Genomic DNA, 14000 nt, shown 5'->3' on the forward strand with positions numbered 1-14000 from the left:
GGTAATGACAGTTCCCTTAAATCCACCATCGACTTCATAGCTTAAAAAGTTTCCGCTATAGAATCCGATCAGCCATGCGATAATAAAAATAGCAGCCATGAGCCAATGCAGAACTTGCGCCGTGCGTGTGTAATATTGTGCTGAGGTTGACATCGCAACATCCTAGCTGTGATATGAGTGATTTGATTTTAATTAGCTCTTTTTATTGCTTATACAGTGTATACGTAACAGAGCGTTTTATGCATGCAACGTTCAATGAAATTTGCCTATTGTTATATTATGTAATAAGTCTACAGAGTCAATTGATTAAATCTTTTATTTCGTCAAAATACGCCTGCCAAAATTTTGGATATAGGTCTAAGGTCGTGAAAAAATTATTACTTGTATTGCCAGCACTATTTGCGCTTAATGGTTGTGTAGCACCAAATGCGAATAACACTACAGCTACCACATCTCAACAGTTAGGCATGACAGCATTGAAAGTTGCTGTAAATGCGAAATGTATCAATGAAATAAATACTTTACCAGCTTGGAAAACAGCGACACGTTTGATGACGACTGAACAACGTGAAAACATTCAAACGAATGTTTGTGGTTGCGTAAGTGAGAAAGCTCCAAATAGCGTTACAACAGTAGAATTAGCGACTGCTGCGATTGATCCAACTGCTCGTGCAACAATCGTAAGCCAAGTGGTATCTGAAACGGTAAATGCATGTGTTGCTGAAGCATTGAATAAATAATGAATTCAGTACATAACTAGCAAAGTTGGATATTTCGGCTTTGCTTTTTTAATAAAAAGTAAAATTAATACCATTTTTCAATTTTAAATCACGCTTAGATCATCTAATTTGAACACTTAAAACTTTAATCACATAATTAGGCTATAAATAATGAAAAAGAATCATTTGTTATTCATTCTATCAACATCCTTAACTCTATTGGTATGTAGCAGTGCTCAAAGTGCTGAACAGAGCAAATTAAAATTAGGTACATCTGCTATTGAGTTTGCAGCGCAAACAAAGTGTAGTCATGATATAGATGATTTTGCTGCGTGGAAGGTGGCGAGTCGATTAATGAATAGTGAATTAAAGAAGCAAAAGAAAAAACAAATATGTAAATGTGTTGGAAAGAATGCACCAACTGTTCTGTCTCCATCTGAACTTACTTTAGCTGCCGTCGATTCAAAAGCTAGAACAGCGTTAACAGGTGCTGCTGTTGCAAAAACAATGAATGCTTGTGTGTCAGAAGTGGTAAAATAATAAATTAGTGAATAACGTTCAGTTAGCTGCAATCAAGGCAGCTAATTTTTTGTGGAAAAGATATGTTTGTTGCTGGTGTAGATGAAGCAGGGCGTGGGCCATTGGTAGGTTCAGTGGTTGCGGCGGCTGTAATTTTAGATCCGAATAATCCGATCGAGGGATTAAATGATTCTAAAAAATTAACTGAGAAGAAACGAGAAAAACTCTTTTTAGAAATTAAAGAAAAAGCATTAGCATGGTCAATTGCAGAAGCAACTCATGCTGAAATTGATGAATTCAATATCTTACAAGCGACATTTTTGGCAATGCGTAGAGCGGTAGAGGGTTTACAAACTCAACCAGAAAAAGTCATCGTGGATGGTAATCAAATCCCTAAGGGAATCACTATTCCTTGTGAGGCGATTGTTGGGGGAGATGCGAGTCATGCTGAAATTAGTGCTGCGAGTATTTTAGCGAAAGTAACTCGAGATCATCAGATGAAAGCTTTAGATTTACAGTATCCTGACTTTGGATTTGCAAAACATAAAGGCTATCCTACAAAAGCACATTTTGAGGCGATTGCTACTCATGGTGTGATAGATGAGCATCGTCGTAGTTATGCGCCAGTGAGAAAAGCATTAGGTTTATAAAATACTTTGCCCAAAATAATTAAAGCGACTGTAAAAAGTCGCTTTAATTATTGGAGAAAAATTCTGTGCATTAACGATTGAAGTTATTATTTCGAGTAAAATCGGTATTATCTTCTTCATAAGAAAGTTGATAATCTTGATCAAGATGTTGTAGATGCTCATGCATGGCACGTTCATGTTGGATACGTTGGTAAATTTCCTCACGATGCACAGAAACTTCTTTTGGAGCATTTACACCAATACGCACCTGATTGCCTTTTACGCCAAGCACAGTAACACTGACTTGATCCCCAATCATTAATGTTTCTCCGACACGACGGGTCAGAATCAGCATGTTTATCTCCTTGCTAAACGCTTAAACTTGCGACAGGGAATTCATTTTAGAAAGCACAGCCTTAATATACAGAAAATTCTAACAGAAATATGTAAAAAACATTCTTTTTCGTAAGTTCTGTTGGAACTTCCTGAAAAACCTCACGGATTAATATAACAGAGCCACTGTAGGAAAAACTATAGTGGCTCTGTTTTTTTTTGCTATTTACTTGAAAGTAAATATGTTTAAGCAGCTATTAATTAAGCACGTGCACTGCTTTCGCCGTGTTCACGGTCTAAGCCAAATGCAGTGTGTAAACAACGAACAGCAAGCTCTAAATAGTTTTCTTCAATCAATACAGAAATTTTAATTTCTGAGGTAGAGATCATCAAAATATTGATGCTTTCATCAGCTAATGCAGTGAACATTTTGCTCGCAACACCTGCATGTGATCGCATACCAACACCAACGATAGATACTTTAACGATGTCATCACGAGTTACAACTTCACATCCTTCGATGCTGCTTGCAGTTTGCTCTAGGATAGCTTTTGCTTTTGCTAAATCAGTGCGATTAACTGTGAAGGTAAAATCAGTCGTACCATCTTCTTCAACATTTTGGATAATCATATCCACTTCAATGTTGGCATTGCTGATTGGTGACAAGATTTTAGATGCGATACCTGGCTCATCAGGAACACCCAAAATAGTGAGTTTTGCTTCGTCACGGTTAAATGCAATACCTGCAATGATTGGTTGTTCCATATCGTCCTCTGCCTCAGTCGTAATTAGTGTGCCTACGTTTTGTTTGAAATCTTCATCAAATGCGCCATCATCATCATTATCAAAACTTGATAATACACGCAGTGGAACTTGATATTTACCTGCGAATTCAACAGAGCGGATTTGTAAAACTTTTGAGCCTAAAGATGCCATTTCAAGCATTTCTTCAAAAGAGATACGGTCAACTTTCTTCGCTTTTGGTGCAACACGCGGATCAGTCGTGTATACGCCATCAACATCAGTATAAATTTGACATTCATCTGCTTTAAGTGCTGCTGCAAGTGCTACACCAGAAGTATCCGAACCACCACGACCAAGTGTTGTTGTATTACCTTCAGCGTCAAAGCCTTGGAAACCTGCAACGACGAGTACGCGACCAGCATCTAAGTCCTTTGTCATCACATCAGTATCAATAGATTCAATACGTGCTTTAGTGAAAGCACTATCCGTTTTAATACCGACTTGGCGACCTGTATAAGATTTAGCTTCTACACCAATTGAGTTCAGTGCCATAGCTAACATGGAAATCGTTACTTGTTCACCCGTTGACACCATTTGATCTAATTCACGTGGGTCAGGGGTGGTGGTAATGGCTTTAGCAAGCGCAAGTAAGCGGTTTGTTTCACCACTCATTGCAGACACGACAACGACCACCTTGTGACCGTGATCATGCCAACGCTTGACACGACGAGCAACATTTAAAATGCGCTCAGGAGTACCCATAGAAGTACCGCCATATTTTTGAACGATTAATGCCATAGTTGTTCCATATAAGCCATGACCCTGAGAGGCATCAGGGTCAGTTACACAAAAGTGAAGTTCTTATTGCTCAAGCCATGCAGGTAATGCTGCAATCACTTGATTAAACTTCTCGTTTAGTGGCGCGCCACCTTGTGCTAAGTCAGGTTTACCACCACCTTTACCACCAAGCTCTTGAGCTAAGTGTTTGATGATGTCACCTGCTTTTAGAGTTGCAGCATATTGTTTAGCGACGGACGCGATTAAACTCACTTTATCGCCTTCAACGCCAGCTAAAATAATGACTGCATCTTCCAATTTTGATTTTACGCTGTCGTGTAGATTGCGTAATGACTTTGCATCCAGACCTTGAACAGTCGTGATAAGTGTTTGACGACCAGCAATTGTTTTTACTTGGCCGAGTAATTCAGCTGCTTGCAAACTTGCAAACTTCTGATTAAGTTGTTCAATCTGCTTTTGTAAGCTAGATGCCGTATCAACAATTGCTTCAACCTTCTCAACAGTTTGCTCTTTCTGAGCTTTAAGTAAACCATTGATTGTCTGAATATCACGATCGGCTTTTTGAACAGCTTCGAGTGCTTTTGAACCTGTTACCGCCTCGATACGACGAACACCTGCGGCAACACCGCCTTCAGAGGTGATCTTGAATAAACCAATATCACCTGTACGTTTTACGTGAATACCACCACATAGTTCGATCGAGAAGTTCTTCTCTTCAATCACAGAGCCCATAGATAATACGCGAACTTCTTCGCCATATTTTTCCCCGAAAAGCATCATTGCGCCTTTCGCTTTTGCAGATTCGATATCGAGAAGTTCGGTATTTACTGGAGTATTTGCGATCACTTCAGCATTGACTAAACGTTCGATCTGTTGAATTTGTTCAAACGTAACAGGTTGATCATTGGCAAAGTCAAAACGTAAAATATCGCTTGCGACCAAAGAACCTTTTTGTTGAACGTGATCACCTAAAATCTGACGTAATGCAGCATGTAAAAGGTGAGTCGCAGAGTGATTGCGAGCGGTTGCATCACGTAGATCTGCTTTAACAGTCGCTTCTACATTTTGTGAAGTTTTTAGGCTACCAACAGTAACGATACCTTGGTGTACAAATGCTCCACCAGATTTTTTAGTATCTTGAACTTCAAAGATACCCGTATCGTTCTTGAAGATACCTGTGTCACCAATCTGACCACCACTTTCTGCATAGAAAGGGGTTTGGTTCAATACGATAAGTGCTTCATCACCTTCGTTAACTTCATCAACCTGAATGCCATCTTTATAGATCGCAACAATTTGACCTTGACCCTGAGTTGCATCATAACCATCAAATTGTGTTTCGCCTTCGACTTTAACAATGCTGTTATAGTCAACCGCGAATTTACCAGAATCACGAGCACGTTGGCGTTGAGCAGCCATTTCTACTTCGAAACCAGCTTCATCAATCGTTAGATCACGTTCACGCGCGATATCAGCTGTTAAGTCCGTTGGGAAGCCATAAGTATCATAAAGTTTGAATACAGTTTCACCTGCAATCACATTGCCTTTTAGTTGAGCGAGTTCACCCTCTAAAAGTTTTAAGCCTTGCTCAAGTGTCTTGGCAAACTGTTCTTCTTCACGGATTAGAGTTGCTTCAATAACATCTTTGCGTGTAACTAATTCAGGATAAGCTTCACCCATGACCTCGATGAGTGGTTGTAGCATCTTGTAGAAGAATGTACCTGTTGCACCTAGTTTATTACCATGACGTACTGCACGACGGATAATACGACGTAACACATAACCACGACCTTCATTTGAAGGATTCACGCCATCTGCGATCAAGAAGCAGCAAGAGCGGGCATGGTCAGCAAGAACACGTAAAGAAGGTTGGCCTTCTTCTTGAATGCCAATGATGTCAGCAGCTGCTTTTAACAAATGTTGGAATAAGTCAATTTCGTAGTTCGAATTGACATGCTGAAGCACAGCTGAAATACGCTCCAAGCCCATACCTGTATCGACAGAAGGTGCTGGAAGAGGGTGCATAACACCATCCGCAGTGCGGTTGAACTGCATGAAAACGTTGTTCCAGATTTCGATGAAGCGATCGCCATCTTCTTCTGGTGTACCTGGTAATCCACCCCAGATATGGTCGCCATGATCATAGAAAATTTCAGAACAAGGGCCGCAAGGACCTGTATCACCCATTGCCCAGAAGTTATCTGAAGCGTATTGACCACCTTTGTTATCACCGATACGGATAATACGCTCGGCATCTACGCCGATCTCTTTATTCCATATGTCAAAGGCTTCATCATCAGTATGATAAACCGTGACATAAAGACGATCTTTTGGTAAGCCTAACCATTGTTCGCTGGTTAAAAACTCCCAAGCGAATTTAAGTGCATTTTGTTTGAAATAATCACCAAAAGAGAAGTTACCTAACATCTCAAAGAATGTATGGTGACGAGCAGTATAACCGACATTATCAAGGTCGTTATGTTTACCACCTGCACGTACACATTTTTGTGATGATACTGCGCGTACATAGTCGCGCTTTTCTAAGCCTAAGAAACAATCTTTAAACTGGTTCATCCCAGCATTTGTAAACAGCAACGTTGGGTCGTTGGCGGGAACGAGAGAACTCGACGCGACACGTGTGTGGCCTTGCGATTCAAAATAACGCAAAAAAGCTTCACGAATTTCAGCTGATGTCATAAAACGAGTACTCACAACCAAGACACTCCATAATTTTGAATTTGGCTATATGCAATGAGGAAAGTTGTTTTAAGTTCTACAATCGAACCTATTGCATGGCATAGATTTTAAAAGTGCTAAATTATAACGGAAAATGTGTGCCCAACCAACGATTTTACAAGCAATATCATATAAAACTGTGTTTAAGCTAAAAATCTATATTCAACAATGCTTCTCATGTTTTACCATATAGCATAGAAAAGATGATGTTTTGATGAATAAGGATGCTACATGCAACGTATCGCTATCAATGGATTTGGTCGAATTGGTCGGAATGTGTTACGTGCATGGTTTGAAAACTCAAAGAAGTTTCAATTTGAAATCGTTGCCATTAATGACATTGCTGATGTACAGACTTTAGTGCATCTTTTTAAATATGATACAACGCATGGTCGTTTTGCTGGACAAGTCGATATTCAAATTGATGGCGAGCACATTTTTTTGAACATTCAGTCAAATCAACGTCAACTCAGATTACAAGTGTTTAATAACGAATGTCCTGAATGTCTACCATGGGAAAAATTAAATATTGACGTGGTGCTTGAGTGTACAGGTCTTTTCCGCTCCAGAGCTGATGCAACGCGTCATGTTGAGGCAGGAGCAAAAAGAGTCATTATCGGGGCTGCACCTTTTGATACCGTTGATGCTGCGATTGTTTACGGTGTAAATCACGCAGACGTAAAACCCTCGGATCAAATTATTTCAAGTGTTTCATGTACAACGCAAGCATTGGTACCACTGGTTAAAATCATTGATGATGCTTTTGGTATTGAAACAGCACTGATGACTGAAATTCATGCGGTAACTGCGGATCAATCTGTTTTAGACCATGCACATCGAGATTTACGTCGAGCAAGAGCATCTGGACAAAATATCATTCCAACGACATCAAGTGCTTTAGGTGCATTGAAACGTGTTATGCCTAAAATGGAAGATCGTATTGATGGATATTCGATTCGTGTACCGACCATAAATGTGGCGGCAATTGATCTTACCTTTATTTCTCAATCACCAATTACCGTACATAAAATAAATGAGGTGTTGGTCAAAGCGGCACAATTTGATTATGCTCAGATTATGCAAGTGACAGATGAGGATCTTGTATCAAGTGATTTTAATCATTCACCATATTCTTTGATCGTGGATTTAACTCAAACAATCGTTGTAGGCCATCAGGCGAAAGTTTTTGCTTGGTATGATAATGAATGGGGCTATGCAAATCGCTTACTAGATCTGTGTGAATCATTTAATAAATAACTTTAGAAAATAAAAATTGGAGAGGGGAAATGGGATTAATGATGATGTGGGGTTTTATTATCTTACTAATGTTGGCAGTTATTTTTTTATTTTGGTTTCAATTTAAAAATGTAGAAGTTAAAAATCAGGATGTAGAGGTTCTCCAGCTTGAGGAGAAAGTGCTTCACTTAGAGCTACACCTTAAAAAAAGCTTAGAAATTATGCAAGATTTGGCAAAGAAAATGCATGTTCAACAAGAGGTGTTGGATAGAACAGTGGCGAATATTGCCGCACTAGAAAAACAAAATGCCGAACTAGTAAATGTTTTAGAGATCGTAGTTAAAGGTGGTAAAGGGAAATAGTAAATTAGGTTGTTATATGTATAAACTTTCAAATTGATTGCATTTAGTTTAATGATATAAACCTATTTTTTAGACATGGTAATGATCTTACTATTTTTATTTAACTTTAAACTATTAAAATTCATAATAATTTTGAGGGTGTGAATGAACTATAATTTAAGTAACTTTGAATTCCGTCTTACTTGTGAAGATGATTGGGAGATACTTAAAGCCATTCGTTTGCAGTCATTATTTGATAGTCCTGATGCATTTACTGCAACTTATGCAACTACTGAGAAATATCATGAGAAAGAATGGCGTAATCGGGCAGCTCAAAGGACTAACAATCAATATATTCTCGCGATTCACAATGCTCGGGCAGTGGGTATAGTTGGTGGAACTCTTAATTCTGAGTTAGAGTTTAATGTGATTGCTATGTGGGTTAACCCTTTATTTCGTGGCAGTGGTGTAGCAGATCATTTGATTGTTGCAGTTAAGAAGTTAGCGATTTCTAAAGGACATCATCGAATTGTACTAAGCGTCTCTGATCATAATCTGCATGCGAAAAATCTTTATCTTAAACATGGTTTTCAATTTATATCTAATTTAGATGGAATCTCTCTTTGTTCTGATACAACTGATACAAAAAGTCAAAAAATGGAGTGTTTTATTAAAGGTATAGACTTAGATTAATTATTAGAATTTTATTAAACTAACTGTTTTGATATTTATGAAAACTAAAAATAAACTCTAGGATTTTTTCTTGTTAGCTTTTTGTTGTTTTTGATATTATTTTAGCTCCTAAATAAATTGAAAATGATTGTTAACCTATGAAGCTTGGATCAAAAAAAATAACAGGAACTCTTATTATATTTTCAACACTTCTTTTAACAGCCTGCGGTGGTGGCTCGAATCAGAGTAATGATAAAAAATCTGATGATGAATCATCTGAACAAAATGCACTGTACAAAGTATATTATCAACCATTTAATGTCTCATCTGGTTTGATCACAGATTTTTTTGAGATAACAACATATCTGATTCAAGACGATCAAATTAATTTTAATAAATCACATAACCAACCTTTAGACAGAAGAATTTTAACTGAATCTAAAATTTTAGAAGTTGGAACACCGCAGAGCAATGTCTTCAAAAGACTTGCACCTACTCAATGGCGATATGAGCGTACATCTGAGTTGCAACAGGATTTGAGTTTTGAGTTGGTGCAATTAGATGGGCAAAATGTTTTTGATCGCGTATTGCCAGGATACCGTGAAAATATTAATTTAAGTTCCAATGAAACAAATGGATTAAATCAAAATTTAATTAAATTTTATCAAAATTATAAAGATACTGTTTTTCCTAAAAATAGCATTTGCTATCGTTTAAAGGAAACGCAATGGAACCAGAATCATATTACTCAAGTCGATTCATTCGATAGTCCTTCCTTCGCAGAAGTACGTGAGCGGATTGTTAACCAATATGAAGGCTTGAAATATCCTCCGATTTCAAATCAATCTGATTATCAACTGGCTTGGGGAAATTGGCATGGATATGATTGGATATTCTTATTAAATAATTTAGATGTAGAAGAAACAGTTGGAACAATAGGTGATGCTACTGATCAATCTGCTTATGCTATTTATACGACATCGCAGCCGTGGTCGGTAGAGCAGAGCTTAAGTTATGCTCGCGATCAGCTAAATTCATTTGAAAAATATGATAGGGATGATCAAATTAGTCAAATGATTATACTGGGTCAAAAGATGCGAATTGCAAACTTAGAAAAAGGCTGCTTTGCGTTTAACTTACAGGCGATTAAAACACTCAAAAAATTAAATCTGATCAGTTGGAAACAAGGTGATAGTTCAGATGTTGGACAGTTCTTTGGATCACGAACGATAGTCGACGCTAGTCATGACTGATTTTTAATTAATTGAATCTATTTATTAAATTCATAAATATGTGCTGATGTGCTGGAGGCAATACGATACCGAATTATTCAAATTCTCAGGTGCATCGCATAAATCTTCGTGCTACACTACGCTGAATCGGGCATTCACCCGATTTTTTTATGTGGTTGCTTTTTATGTGGATGCCTCCACATTGAACAGATTTTAGGTTTGAAACATGACCATTTCAGAGACATGGTTGCTACCAGATGGGGTAGCAGATGTATTGCCAGAACAAGCGCAAGTCGTTGAAACTTTGCGTCGCGCAGCTTTAGATTTCCTTGCAGTTCGAGGTTATCAATTGGTATACACACCATTTATTGAATACATTGAATCGTTGTCGTCATTATCAGAATCTAATCAAGATTTAGACTTAGTGACTTTTAAAGTCATTGATCAGCTTTCTGGTCGTTTGCTTGGTGTGCGTGCAGATATGACGCCACAAGTTGCGCGTATAGATGCGCATGTACGACCAATTGAAGGTGTGGCTCGCTATTGCTATGCAGGTACTGTGCTTCATACTAAACCACAGAATTTTAATGCAACGCGTGCACCTTTACAGTTAGGTGCAGAGTTATATGGTCATGACAGCATCGAAGCTGATGTTGAAATGATTGATGTGATGTTGGCTTTGATTGAGCATACGCATACTTTAGATGGCGCTCATTTAGATTTAGGTCATGTTGGTTTATTCCGTAGTTTAGTAAAGCGTGCTGGTTTAAATAAAAATACAGAAAATCAGCTCTCTGATTTATATCAGCGTAAAGCATTACCTGAACTCGAAGAGTTTACTAAAGATCTTGCTATGGGTGCTGATTTTTATGCTTTAGGTCGTTATGCGAGTGATCTAGATGCATTACAAGCGCATCTAAGCCAAGATATTTTAAATGATATTGATTTTAAAAATGCATTTGATGCATTGAAATCTACTTTGACTCAAATTCAGTCACGTTGGTCTAATTTAAATATTGGAATCGACGTTATCGAGTTACGTAGTTATCACTATCATACTGGTTTGATGTATGCCATTTATGCGCCAAATCGTGCTGCGCCACTTGCGCAAGGCGGCCGTTATGATGGTATTGGTGAGCACTTTGGACGTGCACGACCAGCAACTGGTTTTAGTTGTGATTTATACGCTTTAGGCGCAACTCAATTTGTAGAAATTGAAACGATTGTTGCACCTAAAGGAAGTGAAAAAGATTTATTAAAATCAATTGCAGATGCACGTCTGAACGGTTTACGTGTTGTGCAGTTGTTAGGTAATGATGATTTAAGCTCAGTGCCATATGCGACACATCAAATGGTGTCTCAAAATGGGCAATGGGTCATTGAAAAAATTTAATTGCTATGCTGACTCAACAGCTTAGTTTCCAATTTTAACAGCATGATGTAATGAGGCTATTATGGGCAAAAATGTTGTGGTACTTGGTACCCAATGGGGCGACGAAGGTAAAGGTAAAATCGTCGACCTGCTCACAGATCAAGCGGCTGCGGTTGTACGTTATCAAGGTGGTCACAATGCAGGGCATACGCTTGTCGTAGGTGGTAAGAAAACTGTATTACACCTCATTCCATCAGGTATTTTACGTGAAAACGTATTGTGCTTAATTGGTAATGGTGTGGTGTTATCACCTGAAGCTTTAATTAAAGAAATGGCAATTTTGGAAGAAGAAGGCGTACCTGTTAAAGAACGTTTACGTATTTCTCCAAACTGTCCTTTAATTTTGCCAAACCATATCGCACTTGACCAAGCACGTGAAAAGAAACGCGGTAATGCGAAGATTGGTACAACTGGTCGTGGTATTGGTCCTGCTTACGAAGATAAAGTCGCTCGCCGCGCTGTGCGTGTTGCTGACTTGATTCGTGGTGGTGAATTACTTGAAGAAAAACTCAAGGAAATGCTTGAGCTTCATAACTTCCAACTTTCTCAATTCTATGGCGTTGAAGAAGTTAAGTTTGAAGATGTACTTGCACTTTGTAACGCTTGGCGTGAAGTGCTTGCACCATTAGTGATTGATGTCACTAAAGTGTTACATGATTACCGCAAAGAAGGTAAGGCAATCATGTTCGAGGGTGCACAAGGTTCTTTACTTGATATCGATCATGGTACATATCCATTTGTTACGAGTTCAAATACCACTGCTGGTGGCGTAAGCTCTGGTTCGGGTATGGGTCCATTACATTTAGATTATGTATTGGGTATTACAAAAGCATATACAACTCGTGTAGGTGCTGGTCCTTTCCCTACAGAATTGCACTATGATGCTTCGACAGATACAGGCGATGCAATTGGTCGTCATTTAGGTACTGTGGGCCATGAATTTGGTGCTTCTACTGGTCGTCAACGTCGTTGTGGTTGGTTCGATGCTGAAATTCTGCGTCGTTCTGTAGAGGTGAACTCACTATCTGGTATTTGCTTAACTAAACTTGATGTATTAGATGGTTTAGAAGAAGTTAAAATCTGTGTCGGTTATGAAGATGTGGATTCGGGTTGTGCAGGTTCTTCTGATGCGATTTCATTTGAAAGCTTGAAGCCAATCTATGAAACAATGCCAGGTTGGAGCGAATCTACAGTTGGCTTAACTCAAATTGAGCAACTTCCTGCAAATGCATTGGCTTATGTACGTCGTATCGAAGCTTTAATTGGTTGTCCAATTGATATCGTTTCAACAGGTCCTGACCGTGCAGAAACAATCGTTTTACGTCATCCATTTTCAGCTTAAGCTAATGGTATGATTTAAAGCTCCCTTTGGGGAGCTTTTTTATTTTATAGATTTATATATTCAGTATATCTAGCAGAAAAATAGATTTTAACTGCAATCTTTGTTATTTCTCTGGCTAAAAAATTATTGTTATATTGGTTCTTCATTTAAATAAAGAGGGTTTTAACAATGACCAAAAAGCGGATTCGTTACAATGGTTATGAACTTGCATGCTGTTTTTAATTAAACTCATCGTGATCATAGAGTTCAAGCCAATTTTAAACAGTGGGGGAAATTGGCTTAATTCAAATTAATCTAAGAAAAAATACTGATTATTTAGGATAAATTATATAAAAATTTTAGAGAACCTAGATGGTTCTCTTTTTTATTTAGAGTCTTCAATTTCTTTGACGGCATTATAAACAGCAATTGGTTCGATATTTAATAGCTTTTTGCCAAAACTTCTTAGCCACCAAACGAGCTGAGATGTAAAAGGAACATTTGCTGAGACTTCAACAATATTTTCTTCTAATGGCGTGATGATCTGGTCTTTACTTAACTGACTTTCATAAAAGCTTTTGGCAGTATTCTCAGTCATTGTGAGTTTAAGCAGAATTTGTTCAGTCGGTTTACTGTAATCGACACGGAAACCTAATGCACCAGAGTCAATATAATGATCAATGTCAAAATTTACAGGATGTAAGGCACGGCTTTCTAAAACGGTCGCTGCTTTAAAACGGTGCAGCGCAAAAGTTTGGACATCAGTTTTATCATTTCTCGTGCAAATAAGATAAATAACAGCACCTCTTTGAACCAAAGCGAGTGGATTCAAAATATACGTTTTATCTTCGCCTTGGTTTGTTCGTGCGCTGTAAATACACTCAATTTGTTTATCTTGCAAAAGTCCTTCATAGATCGCTTGTTGAGCTAGTTTATCGACCATTGGTGGAATGAGTGGTTGATTGGCAGGCACAATACGAACGCGATTGATCCATTGTCGAACGTTATTTTGAGTCGATAAACTGCGTTTTGCGAGGTCGAACCAAGGCATCATTTCTTCGAGTAAACTTGGTGGTAGCAAATGTCTTAGGTGTTCCTCAACCATCATAAACGTAACAGCTTGAGAGCTAGTCATATGTGGCAAGCTTTGAATTGGTGCATCTGAGCGCCAGCGCCAACCTTGAGGAACTGTTTTGTTGCTTTCAATTGGAAAGCGTTGTGCAATTTGATTTAGATCACGTTGAATAGTGCGCAAACTAATATCGATCCCTTCTCGTTCTAATATTTC

Annotated in this window: 13 protein-coding genes and 1 pseudogene; 9 read left to right on the plus strand and 5 right to left on the minus strand. The window is 38.2% G+C overall.

Features of this window, described 5'->3' with window-relative positions; translation table 11 throughout:
• Positions 1-153, minus strand: a pseudogene (locus tag B4237_RS14515) (cytochrome b); the annotation flags it as partial.
• Between the two features lie 212 nt (positions 154-365).
• On the opposite strand from B4237_RS14515, the gene B4237_RS14520 reads away from it, so the two are divergent.
• From B4237_RS14520 to rnhB, 3 genes are all read left to right on the plus strand, one after another.
• Positions 366-740, plus strand: coding sequence for a hypothetical protein (locus B4237_RS14520; protein WP_017196753.1), 375 nt, complete (start codon positions 366-368; stop codon positions 738-740).
• Between the two features lie 150 nt (positions 741-890).
• On the plus strand, positions 891-1259 hold the full coding sequence (locus tag B4237_RS14525; protein WP_278596415.1) for a hypothetical protein: 369 nt from the start codon (positions 891-893) through the stop codon (positions 1257-1259).
• Between the two features lie 62 nt (positions 1260-1321).
• Complete coding sequence (gene rnhB, locus B4237_RS14530) at positions 1322-1888, plus strand: ribonuclease HII (RefSeq protein WP_007479199.1); 567 nt, start codon at positions 1322-1324, stop codon at positions 1886-1888.
• A 70-nt stretch (positions 1889-1958) separates the two neighbouring features.
• On the opposite strand, the gene csrA is transcribed toward rnhB, so the two are convergent.
• The 3 genes from csrA to alaS all read right to left on the minus strand — a co-directional run bounded on the left by csrA (position 1959) and on the right by alaS (position 6454).
• The gene (gene csrA, locus B4237_RS14535) at positions 1959-2222 is read right to left on the minus strand and encodes a carbon storage regulator CsrA (protein WP_004878605.1); all 264 of its coding nucleotides are present in this window, start codon (positions 2220-2222) and stop codon (positions 1959-1961) included.
• A gap of 239 nt (positions 2223-2461) precedes the next feature.
• Entirely contained in the window at positions 2462-3742 is a 1281-nt protein-coding gene (locus tag B4237_RS14540; protein WP_004878607.1) for an aspartate kinase, read from the minus strand.
• Between the two features lie 63 nt (positions 3743-3805).
• Positions 3806-6454, minus strand: a complete 2649-nt coding sequence (alaS, locus tag B4237_RS14545; protein WP_278596416.1) for an alanine--tRNA ligase — start codon at positions 6452-6454, stop codon at positions 3806-3808.
• Positions 6455-6709: 255 nt separating this feature from the next.
• On the opposite strand from alaS, the gene B4237_RS14550 reads away from it, so the two are divergent.
• The 6 genes from B4237_RS14550 to B4237_RS14575 all read left to right on the plus strand — a co-directional run bounded on the left by B4237_RS14550 (position 6710) and on the right by B4237_RS14575 (position 12733).
• On the plus strand, positions 6710-7735 hold the full coding sequence (locus B4237_RS14550; protein WP_007478659.1) for a type I glyceraldehyde-3-phosphate dehydrogenase: 1026 nt from the start codon (positions 6710-6712) through the stop codon (positions 7733-7735).
• Between the two features lie 29 nt (positions 7736-7764).
• On the plus strand, positions 7765-8076 hold the full coding sequence (locus B4237_RS14555) for a hypothetical protein (RefSeq protein ID WP_061515758.1): 312 nt from the start codon (positions 7765-7767) through the stop codon (positions 8074-8076).
• Between the two features lie 144 nt (positions 8077-8220).
• Positions 8221-8748, plus strand: coding sequence for a GNAT family N-acetyltransferase (locus tag B4237_RS14560; protein WP_061396440.1), 528 nt, complete (start codon positions 8221-8223; stop codon positions 8746-8748).
• Positions 8749-8885: 137 nt separating this feature from the next.
• Positions 8886-9980, plus strand: a complete 1095-nt coding sequence (locus B4237_RS14565) for a hypothetical protein (protein WP_278596417.1) — start codon at positions 8886-8888, stop codon at positions 9978-9980.
• Positions 9981-10185: 205 nt separating this feature from the next.
• Positions 10186-11352, plus strand: a complete 1167-nt coding sequence (locus B4237_RS14570; RefSeq protein WP_061515761.1) for an ATP phosphoribosyltransferase regulatory subunit — start codon at positions 10186-10188, stop codon at positions 11350-11352.
• A 61-nt stretch (positions 11353-11413) separates the two neighbouring features.
• Positions 11414-12733 carry an adenylosuccinate synthase gene (locus B4237_RS14575; protein WP_004878619.1) on the plus strand — a complete coding sequence of 440 codons (1320 nt, stop codon included), beginning with the start codon at positions 11414-11416 and terminating at the stop codon, positions 12731-12733.
• Positions 12734-13097: 364 nt separating this feature from the next.
• On the opposite strand, the gene B4237_RS14580 is transcribed toward B4237_RS14575, so the two are convergent.
• On the minus strand, positions 13098-14000 hold a 903-nt coding region (locus B4237_RS14580), incomplete at its 5' end, for a helix-turn-helix transcriptional regulator (protein ID WP_286943720.1).

Origin of the sequence: Acinetobacter sp. UBA6526 (genome assembly GCF_002434875.1) — a bacterium.
Lineage (GTDB): Bacteria > Pseudomonadota > Gammaproteobacteria > Pseudomonadales > Moraxellaceae > Acinetobacter > Acinetobacter venetianus.

What these genes read in the sequence shown, in the direction of transcription:
- B4237_RS14525 (WP_278596415.1), top strand. Translation starts at nt 891, where the DNA reads ATGAAAAAGAATCATTTGTTATTCATTCTATCAACATCCTTAACTCTA.
- B4237_RS14575 (WP_004878619.1), top strand. Translation starts at nt 11,414, where the DNA reads ATGGGCAAAAATGTTGTGGTACTTGGTACCCAATGGGGCGACGAAGGT.
- B4237_RS14550 (WP_007478659.1), top strand. Translation starts at nt 6,710, where the DNA reads ATGCAACGTATCGCTATCAATGGATTTGGTCGAATTGGTCGGAATGTG.
- B4237_RS14560 (WP_061396440.1), top strand. Translation starts at nt 8,221, where the DNA reads ATGAACTATAATTTAAGTAACTTTGAATTCCGTCTTACTTGTGAAGAT.
- B4237_RS14565 (WP_278596417.1), top strand. Translation starts at nt 8,886, where the DNA reads ATGAAGCTTGGATCAAAAAAAATAACAGGAACTCTTATTATATTTTCA.
- B4237_RS14570 (WP_061515761.1), top strand. Translation starts at nt 10,186, where the DNA reads ATGACCATTTCAGAGACATGGTTGCTACCAGATGGGGTAGCAGATGTA.
- B4237_RS14555 (WP_061515758.1), top strand. Translation starts at nt 7,765, where the DNA reads ATGGGATTAATGATGATGTGGGGTTTTATTATCTTACTAATGTTGGCA.
- B4237_RS14540 (WP_004878607.1), bottom strand. Translation starts at nt 3,742, where the DNA reads ATGGCATTAATCGTTCAAAAATATGGCGGTACTTCTATGGGTACTCCT.
- rnhB (WP_007479199.1), top strand. Translation starts at nt 1,322, where the DNA reads ATGTTTGTTGCTGGTGTAGATGAAGCAGGGCGTGGGCCATTGGTAGGT.
- csrA (WP_004878605.1), bottom strand. Translation starts at nt 2,222, where the DNA reads ATGCTGATTCTGACCCGTCGTGTCGGAGAAACATTAATGATTGGGGAT.